We start from the raw sequence: 15502 nt of genomic DNA on the forward strand, positions 1-15502 counted from the left end.
GCGAACAAACTACCGCTCCGCCAACCCCGCCATCTGCCGATCATGTACCCGCGACAGCGCGACCACCGCCACGACCGCGCCGACGAGGCACATCAGCATGTCCCATTGCGTGTCCCACGGATCGCCCTGCGTCCCCAGGAATTCGTCCGCGCCCTGGCCCAGCGCCATCGCCGCGCCGAACTCGATCAGTTCATACGCCGCGCTCACCGCCAGGCAGCAGGCGATGACGAGGAAGGTCAGCATCCCGCCGCGCACCAGTCCACCTTGCCGGACCTGCCATTCCCGAAACACGATGGCGGGCACGAAGCCCTGCGCGAAATGGCCCAGCCGATCATAGGGGTTGCGCGCCAGATGCAGCCAGTCCTGCACCCAGAAACCGGCGGGCACGCGCGCATAGCTATAGGCTCCGCCGAGCATCAGGATCAGGCCGTGCAGGCCGATCAGGACCAGCGCCAGCCCGGTCAGCGGAAAGCGCCGCCGCAATCCCCAGAGCAGCGGCAGCGCGACCAGCACGGGCGCGACCTCCATCCACCAGGTCGCCCGGTCGAACGGATGCAGCCCCGAGGCGATGAGCCCCGCCATCCAGACCGCGCTCAACAGCGCCAGTCGCATCGTGCTTGCCGACATGGCCCGACGATAGCGGCGGGTGTCGCACGCGCAACCCGATTGCCCTGCCTCCGGCGGGATGCGATGGGCGAAGCCACCAATCAGGACAGGCCCGCCATGATCATACGCAGCGACGAAACCCTGGATGTCGAGGTGCCCGGCAACGGCACGATGCGGATGCACCTGTTCCGCCCCGCGATCGAGGGGCGCTTCCCCGGCATCCTGCTGTTTTCCGAAATCTATCAGGTGACCGCCCCGATCCGGCGGCTGGCGGCGATGCTGGCGGGGCAGGGCTATGTCGTCGCGGTGCCCGAGGTCTATCACGAATATGAACCCGCAGGCACGGTGCTGGCCTATGACAAGCCGGGCACGGACCGGGGCAACGACCTGAAATTTACCAAGCCGGTCGCGGCCTATGACGCCGATGCGACCGCAGGCCTGACCGCGCTGGCCGCGCATCCCGCGTGCAACGGGCATCTCGGAACGTTCGGCGTCTGCCTGGGCGGGCATCTGGCCTATCGCGCCGCGCTCGATCCGCGCGTGGGGGCGGCGGCGTGCTTCTATGCCACCGACATCCATTCGGGCACGCTGGGTGAGGGCCGCCGCGACGACAGCCTGGCGCGCATGGCCGAACTGAAGGCCGAGACGATGTTCGTCTGGGGACGGCAGGACCCGCATGTCCCCTATGCCGGGCGCGAGACGATCCGCGCGCGGCTGGAGGAGGTCGGTGCCTCCTATGAATGGCATGAGGTCGCCGGGCAGCACGCCTTTCTGCGCGACGAGGGGCCGCGTTACGACCCCGCGCTGTTCCTCCAGGCCATGGCCTGGACGATGGCCCTGTACGCCCGCGCGTTACGCTGATGTATCGGTTCCCGGCATGGCGTCGTTCGTCGGGGTTTGACCGGTTCTGACCAATAGGGGCGGGTATTATCCCGCCCCGATCACCCAGCCAGTGCCTCGACCTGCTCGGCCAGTTCCAGCCAGCGCATCTCGGCCTCGTCCTTTTCGTCGCGGGCCTTTTCGATCGCCTTCATCAGCCGGTCGAACTGGGCGGGGTCCTTGGCATAGAGATCAGGGTCGGCCAGCTTGGCCTCGTCGCGCGCGATACCGGCCTCCAGCTCCTCGATCCGCTTGGGCAGCAGCTCGTAATCGCGCTGGTCCTTGTAGCTCAGCTTGGTCTTTGCCTGCACCGGCGCGGCGGGGGAGGGGGCGGTCTTGGCGGTGGTCTTCTTCGCCTCGGGCACGGCCTTGCGCTTGGCGACCCAGTCGGCATAGCCGCCCGCCACGACGTCGACGCTGCCCGACCCGTCGAGGCCCAGCGTCACCGTGACCGTCCGGTCCAGGAAGTCGCGGTCGTGGCTGACGATCAGGACGGTGCCCTCATAATCGCCGATCACCTCCTGCAACAGGTCCAGCGTCTCCAGGTCGAGATCGTTGGTCGGTTCGTCGAGCACCAGCAGGTTGGATTCACGCGCGAACTCACGGGCCAGCAGCAGCCGCGAACGCTCGCCGCCCGACAGCGTGCCAATCTTCGCCTCGGCCAGCGAGGGGTCGAACAGGAACTCCTTCAGATAGCCATGGATATGCTTGCGGACGCCGCGCACGTCGATCCAGTCGCCGCCATCCGCCAGCACTTCGCGCACCCGCTTTTCGGGCGCCATCAGCTTGCGCTGCTGGTCGATGATGACCCCGTCCAGCGTCTTGGCGAGGAAGACGCTGCCCTCGTCGGGCTGAATCTCACCGGTCAGCAGGCGAAGGAGCGTAGTTTTCCCTGCGCCGTTCGAGCCGACGATGCCGATCCGGTCGCCGCGCGTGACCTTCAGGCTCAAGTCCTTGATGATCGTGCGGTCGCCGTATCGCTTGGTGACATGCTCGGCCTTGATGACCTCCTTGGTCTTCACATCGTCCGACGCGATGCCCAGCTTGGCGGCACCCTGAGGCCCGATCATCGCGGCGCGGGTGGCGCGCATCTGGACCAGCTTTTCCAGGCGGCCCTGGTTGCGCTTGCGCCGCGCGGTGACGCCGCGGTGGAGCCAATGCTCCTCGATCTTGAGCTTGGCGTCCAGCTTCTCGGCGGCGCGCTGTTCCTCGGCATAGACCTGCTCGGTCCAGGCGTCGAAGCCGCCGAAGCCGACCTCGTTGCGGCGCATCTGCCCGCGATCCAGCCACAACGTCGACTTGGTGAGGCGGGTCAGGAAGGTGCGGTCATGGCTGATGACGATGAACGCGCCGGTGAACCGCTTCAGCCAGTCCTCCAGCCATTCGATGGCCGCGAGGTCGAGATGGTTGGTCGGCTCGTCGAGCAGCAGCACGTCGGGGTTCATCGCCAGTGCGCGCACGATCGCGGCGCGCCGCCGTTCGCCGCCGCTGGCCGTCGCGGCGTCGCGGGTCAGGTCGATGCCCAGCTGTCCGGCGATCGCATCGGCCTCATAGGCTTCCGGCGCATCGTCGCCCGACAGGACATAGTCGTTCAGCGTGGCGCAGCCGGTCAGGTCGGGGTCCTGTTCCAGATACACCACATGGGTGCCCGGCACGATCACGCGCCGCCCCTCGTCCGAATCGATGATCCCGGCCATCAGCTTCAACAGGGTCGACTTGCCCGCCCCGTTGCGCCCGATCAGCGCCAGCCGGTCGCGCGGACCGACATGGATGTCGAGATGCCGGAAGAGCCAGCCCGAGCCTTGAACAAGGCCCAGGTCTTCGTAGGAAAGAACGGGTGCTGCCATGATGACTGGCAGTTAGGGGCGGATCGGGAACCCGGCAAGCACCCCATGCGCTGTCCCGCGGCTGCACGATCCATTCAGAGGCTGTTCAACGGTTGACCGCTATGCCAGTTTCATGTCGATGACCGTCCTTCTGGCCCTGCTCGCCGCACCGCTGGGCTCGCCGCCGATGATCGAGCCCCCGATGGAAATGGGCTTCGATCAACGGCGCGGCGATCAGATGCGCGCCTATCAGCAGCGCCGAGAGGGCAATCTGTCGCTGCGCGAGATCGAGGCGCGGGTGGTGCCGATCATGCGCGATTCGCAATATATCGGCTTCGATTATGATGCGGGTGCGTCGGTTTACACGCTCAAATTCCTGCGCAATGGCACGGTCATCTGGGTGGAGGTGGACGGCCGCACCGGCAAGGTCATCGGTCGAACCGACGGCTGATGACCGGCCGGTCGGACAGCCCCATGAATTTACAGGGAGTTTTGCGATGCGCGTTCTGATCGTCGAGGACGAGCCCAATCTCGGCCAGCAGTTGAAGAATACGCTGGAGGGCGCAGGCTATGCCATCGACCTGGCCACGGACGGCGAGGAAGGGCATTTTCTGGGGTCGACCGAAAGCTATGACGCGATCGTGCTCGACTTGGGCCTGCCCGAGATCGACGGGCTGACCGTGCTCGACCGCTGGCGCAAGGAAGGCAAGACCATGCCGGTCCTCGTGCTGACCGCGCGCGACAGCTGGTCGGACAAGGTGGCGGGGCTGGATGCGGGCGCCGACGACTATGTCGCCAAGCCGTTCCAGACCGAGGAACTGATCGCCCGTCTGCGCGCGCTGATCCGCCGCGCCAGCGGCAACGCCTCGTCCGAACTGACCGCGGGCGATGTCCGCCTCGACACCCGATCGGGCAAGGTCACGCGTGCGGGCGAGCCGGTGAAGCTGACCGCGCAGGAATATAAGCTGCTGTCCTATCTGCTGCATCACAAGGGCAAGGTGGTCAGCCGCACCGAGCTGATCGAGCATATCTACGACCAGGATTTCGACCGCGATTCGAACACGATCGAAGTGTTCGTGACGCGCATCCGCAAGAAGCTGGGCCAGGACGTCATCACCACCATCCGTGGCCTGGGTTACAGCCTCGACGATCCGGCGGCGGGGGCCGTGGCGGGTTCGGCGGCCTGATCCGGCTTTTTCCGTGACGGAGGGGCATATACCGCGCCGGACGCTGCGCACGGGATCGCTGTCGCGCCGCATGATCCTGATCGCCGCAGGGTGGATCCTGGTCCTGCTGGCGGGCGGCGGTTTCGCGCTCGACCGGGTGCTGGTGTCCGCCGTCACGCAGAATTTCGACGACCGCCAGGCCTATGTCCTCCAGTCGCTGCTGGTGTCGGCGGCGGTCGATTCGGAGGGGGAGGTCTGGTTCAACCGCGAGCCCGCCGACCAGGGATTTCTGGAGCCGGGATCGGGCGTCTACTGGCAGGTGTCGGGCAAGGGGCATGAACCCTTTCCGTCGCGTTCGCTCTGGGACCGGCGGCTGGCGTTCGGCTCGGCGCATAATGACGACACCATCCATGTCTATACCAGCACGCAATTCCCCGACGAGAAGCTGCGCGTCGTCGAACGCGATGTGAAGCTGCCCGGCTCGGACGTGCGCTGGCGGTTCCAGGTGGCGCAGCGGACGACCGGGCTGGATGCGCAGATCGGCGCGCTCCGCCGGACGCTGGTGCGCAGTTTCGCGCTGCTGGGTGTCGGCCTGTTGCTGATGGCGGCGATGCAGACCTTTTACGGCCTCTATCCCTTGCGCCGGGTGCGCGAGGAGATCGCGGCGATGCGGGCGGGCAAGGCCGACCGCGTGTCCGATGCGATGCCCAACGAGGTCGCGCCGATGGTCGAGGAGCTGAACGCGCTCATCGCGCATAACGAGAAACAGGCCGAGGAGGCGCGGCGTCACGCGGGCAATCTGGCCCATGCGCTGAAGACTCCGCTGACCGTCATCATGAACGCCGCGACCGCCCAGTCCGAGGATCTGGCCGAAACGGTGATCCGCGAGGCGCGCACGATGCGCCGCCAGGTCGACCATCATCTCGCCCGTGCCCGTGCGGTCGGGCGGCGCGGCTCGGCGCACAGCCGGGCGGAGGTCTGGCCCAGCCTGCAATCGGTCGAGCGCGCGGTGGGTCGCCTCTATCGCCATGTCCGCATCGATGTGGACGGGCCGAAGGATCAGGTCGTCCATGTCGAGCGACAGGATCTGGACGAGATGCTCGGCAACTTGGTCGAGAACGCGGCCAAATATGGCGGCGGGAGCGTCTTCGTCACCGTCGGTGCGCAGGCCGGGTTCGTCGAGATCCTGGTCGAGGATGACGGCACCGGCATTCCCGAGAACGAGCGCGTTCGTATCTTCGATCGCGGCGTCCGGCTGGACACCGGCAAGCCGGGGACGGGGCTTGGCCTCGCCATCGTGCGCGACGTGGCGGAGATTTACGGCGGCACCGTCTCGCTGGAGGAAAGCGAGGACCTGGGCGGGTTACTGGTGCGGCTCCGGCTGCCGGCGGCGGTGGGGTAGTTTGGTCCGGTTCGGCGACATCCGGGTAATTCCCGGATTGCCGATACCCCGTCGATTCGTTAGCGGCGCCCGCCTGTCGATGCGCGGGGCATCGGCAACGGGGGAAATCCATGAAGATCATCAAGGGGCTGGCGCTCATTGTGAGTCTGTGCGCCGCATCTCCGGCATTGGCCGATGGGGTGATGTTGGAAGCGAACGGCGCGCGGGCACAGGAGCGTTGGGGCGGCGAGCTGGGAATGGGCTACACGTTCGACCTTGGCCGGTTTCGCGTGCGTCCCATCGGCGGCGCTTTTATCTACGGCGACGAAAACGGCCGATATCGTAATGAAACCATCAGCGGGGGGCGCACCATCTGTCGCGACTATTCCACCGGGGCATTTGCCGACAAGGATCGTTGCAATAGCGTTTCCGTCGATTGGTACGGCAAGGCCGAACTGACATATGTCATTCCAAAAGGCATGGAATTTGGCGGCGGCGCGCGCTTCAGCGCGGATAAGGTCCGTGGCTATGGTACGGTGGCTTTTCCCATCGGCGGTGATCTGCGTTTGAAGGGCAGCATCGGCGATCGCTATTACGCGCTTGGGCTGAAAGCTCAGTTTTAGAACATGATGACATGGGATCGCACCAAGCCTAGCCCCTCCCCTTCAGGGGAGGGGTTGGGGTGGGGCATCGCCACAGGCCCGGCGTTTGCGGAAACGCCCCACCCCCTGCCCCTCCCCTGAAGGGGAGGGGTGGATCAAGCTGATGGCATCATGCTCTAAAAGTCGGATGGCGGCTTGATCAGGCCGCCACCTTCTCCAAGGCATCCATCGCCCGCGCCGCGATTCCGATCGAGCGCTTTCGCGCCTCATGGTCGAAGATCGAGCTGACGACCATCACCTCGTCCACCTGGGTCCGCTCGACGAAGGCGGCCAGCTGCCGCTCCACGCTCGCGGGTGCGCCGATCGCCGAACAGGACAGGACATGGTCGAGGATCGCCGACCCCTGCGCGCCAAGGCTTTCGCGATAGCCGGGAACGGGCGGGGGCAGCTTGCCGGGGCGGCCGGTACGTAGCGCGACGAAGGCCTGTTGCTGCGAACTGGCCAGCAGCTCGGCCTCCGCGTCGGTATCGGCGGCGAAGACGTTGAAGCCCGCCATCGCATAGGGCTTGTCCAGCACCGCCGAGGGCCGGAAGTCGCGACGATAAACGGCCAGCGCATCGTCCAGCGCGTCGGGCGCGAAGTGCGAGGCGAAGGCGTAAGGCAGGCCCAGCGCGGCAGCGAGCTGTGCGCCGTAGAGGCTCGATCCCAGGATCCACATTTGCGGTTTTGCACCCGCGCCCGGCGTCGCGACGATGCCGGTCTGTCCGTCATCGGCGAAATAGCTTTGCAGCTCCATCACGTCGCGCGGGAAGGCGTTGGGATCGCTGTCGAGCGTCCGGCGCAACGCGCGGGCGACGCGCTGGTCCGATCCTGGCGCGCGGCCCAGCCCCAGGTCGATGCGGCCGGGAAACAGCGCGTCGAGCGTCCCGAACTGCTCGGCGATGGTCAGCGGCGCGTGGTTGGGCAGCATGATGCCGCCAGCACCAATGCGGATCGTCCTGGTCGCCTGTGCGACATGGCCCAGCACCACGGCGGTCGCGGCCGATGCGATGCCCGCCATGCCGTGATGCTCGGCGGTCCAATAGCGGTGGAAGCCGACGGCTTCGGCATGGGCGGCGAGGTCGGCGGCGTTGGCCAGCGCCTGGGCCACGGTGCCGCCCTCGACGACGGGCACCAGATCGAGCAGGGAATAGCGTGTCATGTGAGGAAGATGGGGACGATCCGCCGCCCCCGCCAGCCAAGACCGCGTATCAGAAGGTCAAGCCATACTTCACCGCCATGCCCCGCTCGGGCGGCAGCATGGCGATATTGCCGGGATCGCGTCGCCAGAACAGGTGCGTCGACCACTCGCCGCCGCCCAGCCGGATGCCGTGGCGCAGCTCGACCAGCGTTTCCTGCCCCGTGGGGGTCAGCGACAGGCGGTTGGTCGTCCAGCCGTCGACCTGGCCGCTGGCATAATCCCAATGGCCGGGCAGCCGCAGGTCCAGCCCGCCGCCGCCGACCCGCAAGGGCCGCGACAGGCGCAGGTCGATCCGGTCGTGGCCGAACAGCCCGGCCTTGCCTGCCTCGACCGACCAGGCTCGGCTGGCGAGCATGCCGCCGCCCAAGGCCCCGACCGCGCGCGTCCAGCCGCGGCGCCAGCGGGCGCCCAGCGTCCAGCCGCCATCGTCCTGCCAGCGTGCGGCCGTGTCGGCGAACCAGCTGAGTCCGCGCGCTTGGCCCAGCGCGCCGCCGAACCAGCTGCCCAACACGGTCGATTGCTCATCCAGCCGGGTCAGGCCCAATGTCGCGGCGACCGGTCCCAGCCTGCGGTCGAAGGTCACCGTCATCTGGTCATAGCCGGGCGCGACCATGCCCGGCATCGGCGCGGCGAAGCGGCCATTCTCCGCCGCGACGCTGACGCCCGTCCGGCCCATGACATGATGCAAAGCAGCGGCGGCGCGCGGCGCGCGGTCCATGCCCGCGCCGGGATCGGCCATCAGATAGGCGGGGCCGGACTGGCCGGTCCACCCGGCGATCATCGCGTCGCCGGTGCTGGCAAAGCCGAATCCGATCGCGGTGTCGGGGGAGAGCGTCTGGGTGATGCTGCCCGCGACGATGCGCTGCGCCGCGTTCGGCGCGTCGGCGGGGACGATGGCCCGCAGCCGGGCCTCGCCGGGCATGGTGATCGCGCGGGTCAAGGCGACCGTGCGTGTGCCGTCGCTGACCACCATGCCCTCGATGCGGCCGAGCAGCGACGGCGCCAGCATCGGGCGGGGGGCGGCCTGCGCCACGGTGGCGGATATGTCGACATGATAGGCACGGGCATAGCCGTCGAGCGCGACGAGGCTCAGCCCCTCCGCCCGCGAATCGCCCATTGCCGGGGATAGCCGCGCATTGACCCCCATCGAGACGGCCGCGCCCGTGCCCGCGACGCTGGTGCCGCCGACCGGCTGGAAGGCGGCGGTCAGGTCCAGCGTGCCGCGACCGTAAATGTCGTCGGTGCCGCTCGTCCCCGCTTCGCGCGCGGTGCGCAGCAGCAGGTCGGCGATCTGCGCGCCGGTCAGGTTGGGAAAGGCCTGGGCCAGCAGGGCGACCGCGCCGCTGATCTGCGGCGCGGCGAAGGACGTGCCCGACCAGAGCAGGCGTTCGCCCTTGGCATCGGGCGCTTCCACCCGCTCGCCCAGCGCGGTCAGGTAATGCGCGGCCGACTGGCCCGCCCGGTTGCTGAATGACGAGATGGTGCCGGTCGCGCCGACCGATCCGGCGATGATGACCTGTCCACGCGCGACCGCATCGCTATTGGCGATTTGCGCCATCAGCGTGGGATTGGATTCGCCGTCATTGCCCGCCGCAATGACGATCACCATGCCCGCCGCCGTCGCTCGCCCGATCGCCGCGAGCAGCGTGCCGGGCGGCGTATCGTTCGAGCCGAGCGAGATGTTGACGACCCGCGCACCGGCGCTGCGGGCCGTATCCAGCCCGCGGGCGATGGCGTCGGAGGAAAAGCTGCACGTCCCGCCCAGCCCGCCATTTCCGGTGGAGCCGCCGCAACTGCCCGGCTCGTCGGCGCGCAGCGCGACCAGGGTGGCGTCGAACGCCACGCCCTGCGCCCGATTGCTGCTGCGGCCGCCCAGCGCGGTGAAGGCGACGGCGGTGCCGTGCCCGTCCAGATCACCGGTGCCGCGCGTCCCCGCGACATCGGTGGAGGCGCTGGAAATCCGCCCGGTGAAGGCGCCGGTGCGGTCGTCCACACCCGAATCGATGACGCCCAGGGCCACACCCGCACCGGTCGCCCCGCGCTGATAGGCGGCCAGCGCGTTCATCGCGACCGCACCCGCCGTCGCACGATAGCCCGCCGTGTCGTAATTCTGCGTCGGTGCGGGGATGGGGGTGGGTGTGGGTGTCGGGCTGGCGATCGGGGCCGGTATCGGCTGGATGCCGTTGCCGCTGCCGCCACAGGCCGCGACCATCGTGCCCGCGCCGATGACCAGGCTCCAGACCGTCGCGATGCCCCCGGCACCGCGCGCTTCCCGCGCTCGCAAGCTCAACCCGCCCATCCCATCATGCCGCCTGCCCAACCGACAGGGGTGAGCCTGGCCATTATGATAGCATCACTTTCTTGCACCGTCGTTAAGGGGTGGCAGGCGACGGGCCACGGGGCGGCTTGCGGCCATGGGGCCTCGCGCCTACACGCTGCCGCCATGCTGCCCGCGCTTGCCCATATCGACGCCTGGATCTTCGATCTGGACAATACGCTGTATCCGGCGAGCGCCAATCTGTTCGCGCATATCGACCGGCGGATGACGCAGTTCGTCGGCGACCTGTTGGGCCTGGACCCGGCCGAGGCGTTCCGGGTGCAGAAAGAGTATTTCCATGCCCACGGCACCACGCTGGCGGGCCTGATGGCCGAGCATGACGTCGATCCCGCCGCCTTCCTGGCCTATGTCCACGATATCGAGATGGACGTGCTGGAACAGGACGCACCGCTCGCCGCCGCGTTGGCCAAGTTGCCGGGGCGCAAGCTGGTCTTCACCAATGGCGACAAGCCCTATGCGCTGAAGGTCCTCGACCGGCTGGGGCTGGGTGGGCATTTCGAGGCGGTTCACGACATCACCGCCATGGGCCTCGTCCCCAAGCCGCAGCCGTCCGCCTATGCGGGCTTGTGCGCCGCGTTCGACATTGATCCAAGCCGCGCCATCTTCTTCGAGGACATGGCGCGCAACCTGGTCCCCGCCAAGGCGATCGGGATGACGACCGTGTGGGTCGACAACGGCTCCGAACAGGGACCGGAAGCCGCCCGCGACCATATCGACTATACCGTCCACGCGCTGACGCCGTGGCTGACGAGCATATTGGAGGACTGACGATGGCACATGAACTGGCCGCCACCATCGATGCCGCCTGGGACAACCGGGCCGAGCTGAACTTCGCGACGCAAGGGGAAGAGCGCATCGCCGTCGACCGCGCGCTGGCGCTGCTCGACCGGGGCGAGGCGCGCGTGGCCGAGCCGGACGGCAAGGGCGGCTGGACCGTCAACCAGTGGCTGAAAAAGGCCGTCCTCCTGTCGTTCCGCCTGAACGACAATGTCCTGATCGACAATGGCCCGGGCGCGGGCCACTGGTTCGACAAGGTGCCGTCGAAGTTCAGCGGCTGGTCGGAAGCGGACTTCCGCGCCGCCGGGTTCCGCGCGGTGCCCGGTTCGGTCGTGCGGCGCGGCGCGCACGTCGCCAAGGGCGCGATCCTGATGCCGAGCTTCGTCAATATCGGCGCCTATGTCGGTGAGGGCACGATGGTCGACACCTGGGCGACCGTGGGCAGCTGTGCGCAGATCGGCAAGAACGTGCATCTGTCGGGCGGTGCGGGCATCGGCGGCGTGCTCGAGCCGCTGCAGGCCGATCCGGTCATCATCGAGGACGGCGCCTTCATCGGCGCACGCGCCGAGGTGGCCGAGGGCGTCCGCGTCGGCGAGGGCGCGGTGCTGTCGATGGGCGTCTATCTGGGTGCCTCGACCAAGATCATCGACCGCGAGACGGGTGAGGTCTTCCGGGGCCATGTGCCGCCTTACTCGGTGGTGGTGCCCGGCACGACGCCGTCGGTCGACGGCAAGCCGGGCCTCTACTGCGCGGTGATCGTCAAGCGGGTCGATGCACAGACCCGCTCGAAGACCAGCATCAACGACCTGCTGCGCGATTGATGACCCGCGACGCCTGAACCTTGGCACGCCCCTCCCGCAGGCGGGAGGGGATGGGGGAGGGCATGACGCAGGCGATGGTCTCTGTGAGACTCCCTGCCCTCCCCAAACCCCTCCCGTTTACGGGAGGGGCTTTTAAGGTTCGTGCGGAGGCGCGGAGAACGCAGAGGCGGCGTGCCCGGCGGCCGCCTTCACCCTGCCTCCCCGGCCTGAGGCGAAAGCGGACGGTTAGCCCAAGGCGATACCCCTCCGCGTTCTCCGCGCCTCCGCGCGAACCAAAATCTTTTCTGCTTCGCGTCCTCGCGGCTTCGCGCGAACCAACGCTACAACCCGACCCGCTTGGCCAGCCACCGCGCCGCCGCCTCCGGGCTTTCCTTCGCCGCATCGTCGCGGTCGACCCGGTAGTTCGCCTCGCGCATCGCCTCGACCGGAATGCGGTTCAGCATCGGCCGCAGCGCCTGAACGAACTTCGCATCCCCCGCCCGGTCCTTCGCCACCAGCAGCACCGCGTCATAGCCGGGGATTGCCCGTTTCGGGTCGTTCAGCACGGTCAGCCGCTCCGCCGCGATCCGGCCATCGGACGAAAAAGCCGAGATCACATCCGCCCGCCCGCTCTCCAGCGCGCGGTACATGAAGGTCGGGCTGTACGGCGTCATGCTCGCAAAACGCAGGCCATAGGCATCACGCACCGCCGCCCATTCGGGCCGGTCGAGAAACTCCAGGTCGCTGCCCAGCTTCAGCCGCGGCGCGACGTGCGACAGATCGGCGAGCGAACGCACCCCCAGCCGCTGCGCCAGCGGCGTCTTCATCGCGAAGGCATAGGCATTCTCGAACCCCAGCGGCCCCAGCATCGCGACATCACGCGTCGCGGCCCAATCCTTCAGCGCGGCCAGCATCGCCGCGCGGGGCGGGGAGTCATGCCGCCGCATCGCGGTGGTCCACAAGGTCCCGGCATAATCGACATAGACGTCCACACGGCCCCCCGCCGTCGCCTCGAACGCCACGGTCGAGCCCAGCCCGTCGCGATAGCTGACATCATAGCCCGCGCGGGACAGCCGGTCGCCGATCAGCCGTGCCAGGATATATTGCTCGGAGAAATTCTTGGCCCCGATCACCACCTGCCGCCGCGCATCGCCACCACGCGGCCAGAGCGGCTGCGTCGCCAGCGTGATCCCGAGCGCCAGGGCGACCAGCCCGCCGATCCACATGCCTTTCCGCCGCGTCGCCAGCCCGCGCTCGATCAGCCCGATCAGCGCATCGACCACCAGCGCCAGCGCGGCGGCGGCGAAACAGCCCGCCAGCACCAGCGCCCAGGCCTGGGTCTGGAGCCCCGCGAAGATCAGGTCGCCCAGGCTCGGCTGGCCCACCGTGGTCGACAGGGTGGCCGCGCCGATCGTCCACACCGCCGCCGTGCGGATGCCCGCCGCCAGCACCGGCGCGACCAAAGGCGCCTCGACCAGTCGCAGCTTCTGCGCCCGCGTCATCCCCACCGCGTCCGCCGCCTGCAACACCGCCGGGTCTAGCCCGACCAGCCCCGTCACGCCGTTGCGCAGGATCGGCAGCAGCGCATAGAGCGTCAGCGCCAGCAGCGAGGGCAGGAACCCCAGCGCCGGTATGCCTCCGCCGACCAGTCCCGACAGGCTGAGCAGCACCGGATAGAACAGCGCCAGCAAGGCCAGTGCCGGGATGGTCTGGACCAGGCTGGCGAAGCCGAGCGCCGCCCGCGACAGCCTTGGTCGCCGCGCGCACGCAAAGGCCAGCGGCACCGCGATCAGGATGCCGAGCAGCAGCGCGGCCATGCTGACCAGCACATGCTGCGCCAGCAGTGGCGGGACGCGGGCGAGGGCGTCGAGAAAGGCGTTCATGCCCGGAGCGCCGCCAGCCGCTCGGCCTGATGCCGGGGGACCGCCATCAATTCCTGTGCCGCCGGGCCGCCCTCGCCGCGGACCAGCTCGGCCGGGGTCGCGTCGGCGACGATCCGGCCCGCCTCCATCACCAGCACACGGGCGGCGGTCAGCAGCGCCTCGGCCATGTCATGGGTGACGAGGATCGTCGTCAGTCCCAGCTTTCGGTGCAGTTCGACCAGCCGCCCCGCCACCGCATCGCGGGTGACCGGATCGAGCGCGCCCAGCGCTTCGTCGAGCAGCAGGATCGGCGGCTCGGTCGCGAGCGCGCGCGCGATGGCGACACGCTGGCGCTGGCCGCCCGACAGGGCATCGGGCATCCGCTCCGCCACGTCGCGCGGCAGGTCGACCAGATCGAGCAACTCGCCCACCCGGTTGCCCCTATCGCGCCCGGCGATGCGCAGCCCGATGGCGATATTGGCCGCGACGGTCATGTGCGGGAACAGGCCATGTTGCTGAAAGACATAGCCGATGCGGCGGCGGAGCAGGGGCGGGGGCTCGGCGGACGCATCCTGCCCGTCGATCAGAACCCTGCCCGTATCGGGCTGCTCCAGCCGGTTTACCATGCGCAGCAGGGTCGATTTGCCCGACCCGGATGCGCCGACCAGCGCGACGAAGCTGCCCCGCTCGACGGTCAGCGAAACAGTGTCGACGGCCGCGACCGTGCCGTAGCGGCGGCTGACATTCTCCAGCACGATCATCGATTTGGGCATGGGGCCATCTTGGGAGGGAAGCGGGAGCCGGTCAAACGCGGTGAAGTGCCGTTTCGCTGCACCGCCTTTGTGGCTTTCGGACTATGCCTGTGCCGCCCCCCGCGATATGGCGCTGTAAAACATGTTCAACACAGCCGCGCGTGAGCGGCAGGAGAGTTTATGAGCCAGACCGATCTTCAAAGCGCCAGCCAGGTTCTCGACCGTGTCCTCGTCCTAGAAATGGTGCGCGTGACCGAGGCGGCGGCGATCGCGGCGTCGACCTTGGTCGGACGTGGCGACGAGAAGGCGGCGGACGCGGCGGCGGTCGAGGCGATGCGCGCGGCGCTTAACGAACTCGACATGGACGGCACCGTCGTCATCGGCGAAGGCGAGCGCGACGAAGCCCCGATGCTGTTCATCGGCGAGAAGGTCGGCACCGGCAACGGCCCCGAGATCGACATCGCGCTCGACCCGCTGGAGGGCACGACCATCTGCGCCAAGGCGGGGCCGAACAGCCTGGCGGTGCTGGCGATCGCGGAGAAAGGGCATCTGCTCAACGCACCCGATGTCTATATGGACAAGATCGCGGTCGGCCCCGGCTATCCGGCGGGCGTCATCGATCTGGACCGCAGCCCCAGCGACAATATCCGCGCCATCGCCGAGGCCAAGGGTGTTGCGGCCAGGGACGTCGTGGTGTGCGTGCTCGACCGGCCGCGCCACGAAGGGCTGATCGCCGAGCTGCGCGCCCTGGGCTGCGGCGTGGTGCTGATCGGCGACGGCGACGTGGCGGGGGTGATCGCGACGACCGATCCCGACACGACCATCGACGTCTATATGGGCTCGGGCGGCGCGCCCGAGGGCGTGCTGGCCTGCGCCGCGCTGCGTTGTGTCGGCGGGCAGTTCAAGGGGCGGCTGCTGTTCCGCAACGATGCGGAGCGCGCCCGCGCGCATAAGTGGGGCGTGACCGATCTCGACAAGCAATATGACCTGACCGAGCTGGCGCGTGGCGATTGCATCTTCGCGGCGACCGGCGTGACCGACGGATCGTTGCTGGCCGGGGTGAAGCGTCGGCCCAAGGTCATGACGACCGAAAGCGTGGTCATGCGCGCCTCGTCGGGCACGGTGCGCTGGGTGAAGGGACAGCACCGGCTTTGATGTTTAATGCGTGAGGGTTTCGTCTTGACCAAGCCCCTCCCCTTTAGGGGAGGGGTTGGGGTGGGGCCTCGCCTCGCACGCGGTGCTTGCCGAAGCGCCCCACCCCCCTCCCCCCCCC

At 68.3% G+C, this 15502-nt stretch carries 14 protein-coding genes; 8 read left to right on the plus strand and 6 right to left on the minus strand.

Translation table 11 applies throughout. From position 1 onward, the window contains the following. Positions 1-9: 9 nt before the first annotated feature. The gene (locus tag BSZ14_RS15425) at positions 10-627 is read right to left on the minus strand and encodes a DUF2238 domain-containing protein (protein ID WP_076711594.1); all 618 of its coding nucleotides are present in this window, start codon (positions 625-627) and stop codon (positions 10-12) included. Between the two features lie 96 nt (positions 628-723). Here BSZ14_RS15425 and BSZ14_RS15430 point away from each other — a divergent pair, with 96 nt between their 5' ends. Further along, entirely contained in the window at positions 724-1467 is a 744-nt protein-coding gene (locus tag BSZ14_RS15430) for a dienelactone hydrolase family protein (protein ID WP_076711603.1), read from the plus strand. An 80-nt stretch (positions 1468-1547) separates the two neighbouring features. Here BSZ14_RS15430 and BSZ14_RS15435 read toward each other — a convergent pair whose 3' ends face one another. Beyond that, positions 1548-3332, minus strand: a complete 1785-nt coding sequence (locus tag BSZ14_RS15435; RefSeq protein ID WP_076711595.1) for an ABC-F family ATP-binding cassette domain-containing protein — start codon at positions 3330-3332, stop codon at positions 1548-1550. Between the two features lie 112 nt (positions 3333-3444). Here BSZ14_RS15435 and BSZ14_RS15440 point away from each other — a divergent pair, with 112 nt between their 5' ends. From BSZ14_RS15440 to BSZ14_RS15455, 4 genes are all read left to right on the plus strand, one after another. Next, positions 3445-3762, plus strand: coding sequence for a PepSY domain-containing protein (locus BSZ14_RS15440; protein ID WP_089413667.1), 318 nt, complete (start codon positions 3445-3447; stop codon positions 3760-3762). Between the two features lie 46 nt (positions 3763-3808). Then, the gene (locus tag BSZ14_RS15445) at positions 3809-4498 is read left to right on the plus strand and encodes a response regulator transcription factor (protein WP_042490616.1); all 690 of its coding nucleotides are present in this window, start codon (positions 3809-3811) and stop codon (positions 4496-4498) included. Positions 4499-4568: 70 nt separating this feature from the next. Further along, positions 4569-5879, plus strand: coding sequence for a sensor histidine kinase (locus BSZ14_RS15450; protein WP_076711605.1), 1311 nt, complete (start codon positions 4569-4571; stop codon positions 5877-5879). Positions 5880-5989: 110 nt separating this feature from the next. Continuing rightward, positions 5990-6481, plus strand: a complete 492-nt coding sequence (locus BSZ14_RS15455) for a hypothetical protein (protein WP_241823783.1) — start codon at positions 5990-5992, stop codon at positions 6479-6481. A 178-nt stretch (positions 6482-6659) separates the two neighbouring features. Here the strand turns inward: BSZ14_RS15455 and BSZ14_RS15460 are convergent, their stop codons facing one another. After that, positions 6660-7661 (minus strand): LLM class flavin-dependent oxidoreductase, encoded by a 1002-nt coding sequence (locus BSZ14_RS15460; RefSeq protein WP_076711596.1) that lies wholly within the window; start codon positions 7659-7661, stop codon positions 6660-6662. A 49-nt stretch (positions 7662-7710) separates the two neighbouring features. Further along, on the minus strand, positions 7711-9990 hold the full coding sequence (locus BSZ14_RS15465; protein WP_241823784.1) for a S8 family peptidase: 2280 nt from the start codon (positions 9988-9990) through the stop codon (positions 7711-7713). A 153-nt stretch (positions 9991-10143) separates the two neighbouring features. On the opposite strand from BSZ14_RS15465, the gene BSZ14_RS15470 reads away from it, so the two are divergent. Both BSZ14_RS15470 and dapD read left to right on the plus strand, forming a co-directional pair. After that, positions 10144-10806, plus strand: coding sequence for a pyrimidine 5'-nucleotidase (locus BSZ14_RS15470; RefSeq protein ID WP_076711597.1), 663 nt, complete (start codon positions 10144-10146; stop codon positions 10804-10806). A gap of 2 nt (positions 10807-10808) precedes the next feature. Beyond that, positions 10809-11636: a 2,3,4,5-tetrahydropyridine-2,6-dicarboxylate N-succinyltransferase gene (dapD, locus tag BSZ14_RS15475; RefSeq protein ID WP_076711598.1), complete on the plus strand. Its 828-nt coding sequence runs from the start codon at positions 10809-10811 to the stop codon at positions 11634-11636. 320 nt (positions 11637-11956) lie between these two features. Here dapD and BSZ14_RS15480 read toward each other — a convergent pair whose 3' ends face one another. Further along, positions 11957-13498, minus strand: a complete 1542-nt coding sequence (locus BSZ14_RS15480) for a glycine betaine ABC transporter substrate-binding protein (RefSeq protein ID WP_076711599.1) — start codon at positions 13496-13498, stop codon at positions 11957-11959. Further along, positions 13495-14250, minus strand: coding sequence for an ATP-binding cassette domain-containing protein (locus BSZ14_RS15485; protein ID WP_076711600.1), 756 nt, complete (start codon positions 14248-14250; stop codon positions 13495-13497). Before BSZ14_RS15485 ends, BSZ14_RS15480 begins: the two co-directional genes overlap by 4 nt. A gap of 159 nt (positions 14251-14409) precedes the next feature. On the opposite strand from BSZ14_RS15485, the gene glpX reads away from it, so the two are divergent. Beyond that, the gene (gene glpX, locus BSZ14_RS15490) at positions 14410-15384 is read left to right on the plus strand and encodes a class II fructose-bisphosphatase (RefSeq protein WP_042490631.1); all 975 of its coding nucleotides are present in this window, start codon (positions 14410-14412) and stop codon (positions 15382-15384) included. Positions 15385-15502 lie beyond the last annotated feature (118 nt).

Origin of the sequence: Sphingomonas sp. Sph1(2015), from assembly GCF_001970915.1 — a bacterium.
GTDB lineage: Bacteria > Pseudomonadota > Alphaproteobacteria > Sphingomonadales > Sphingomonadaceae > Sphingomonas > Sphingomonas parapaucimobilis.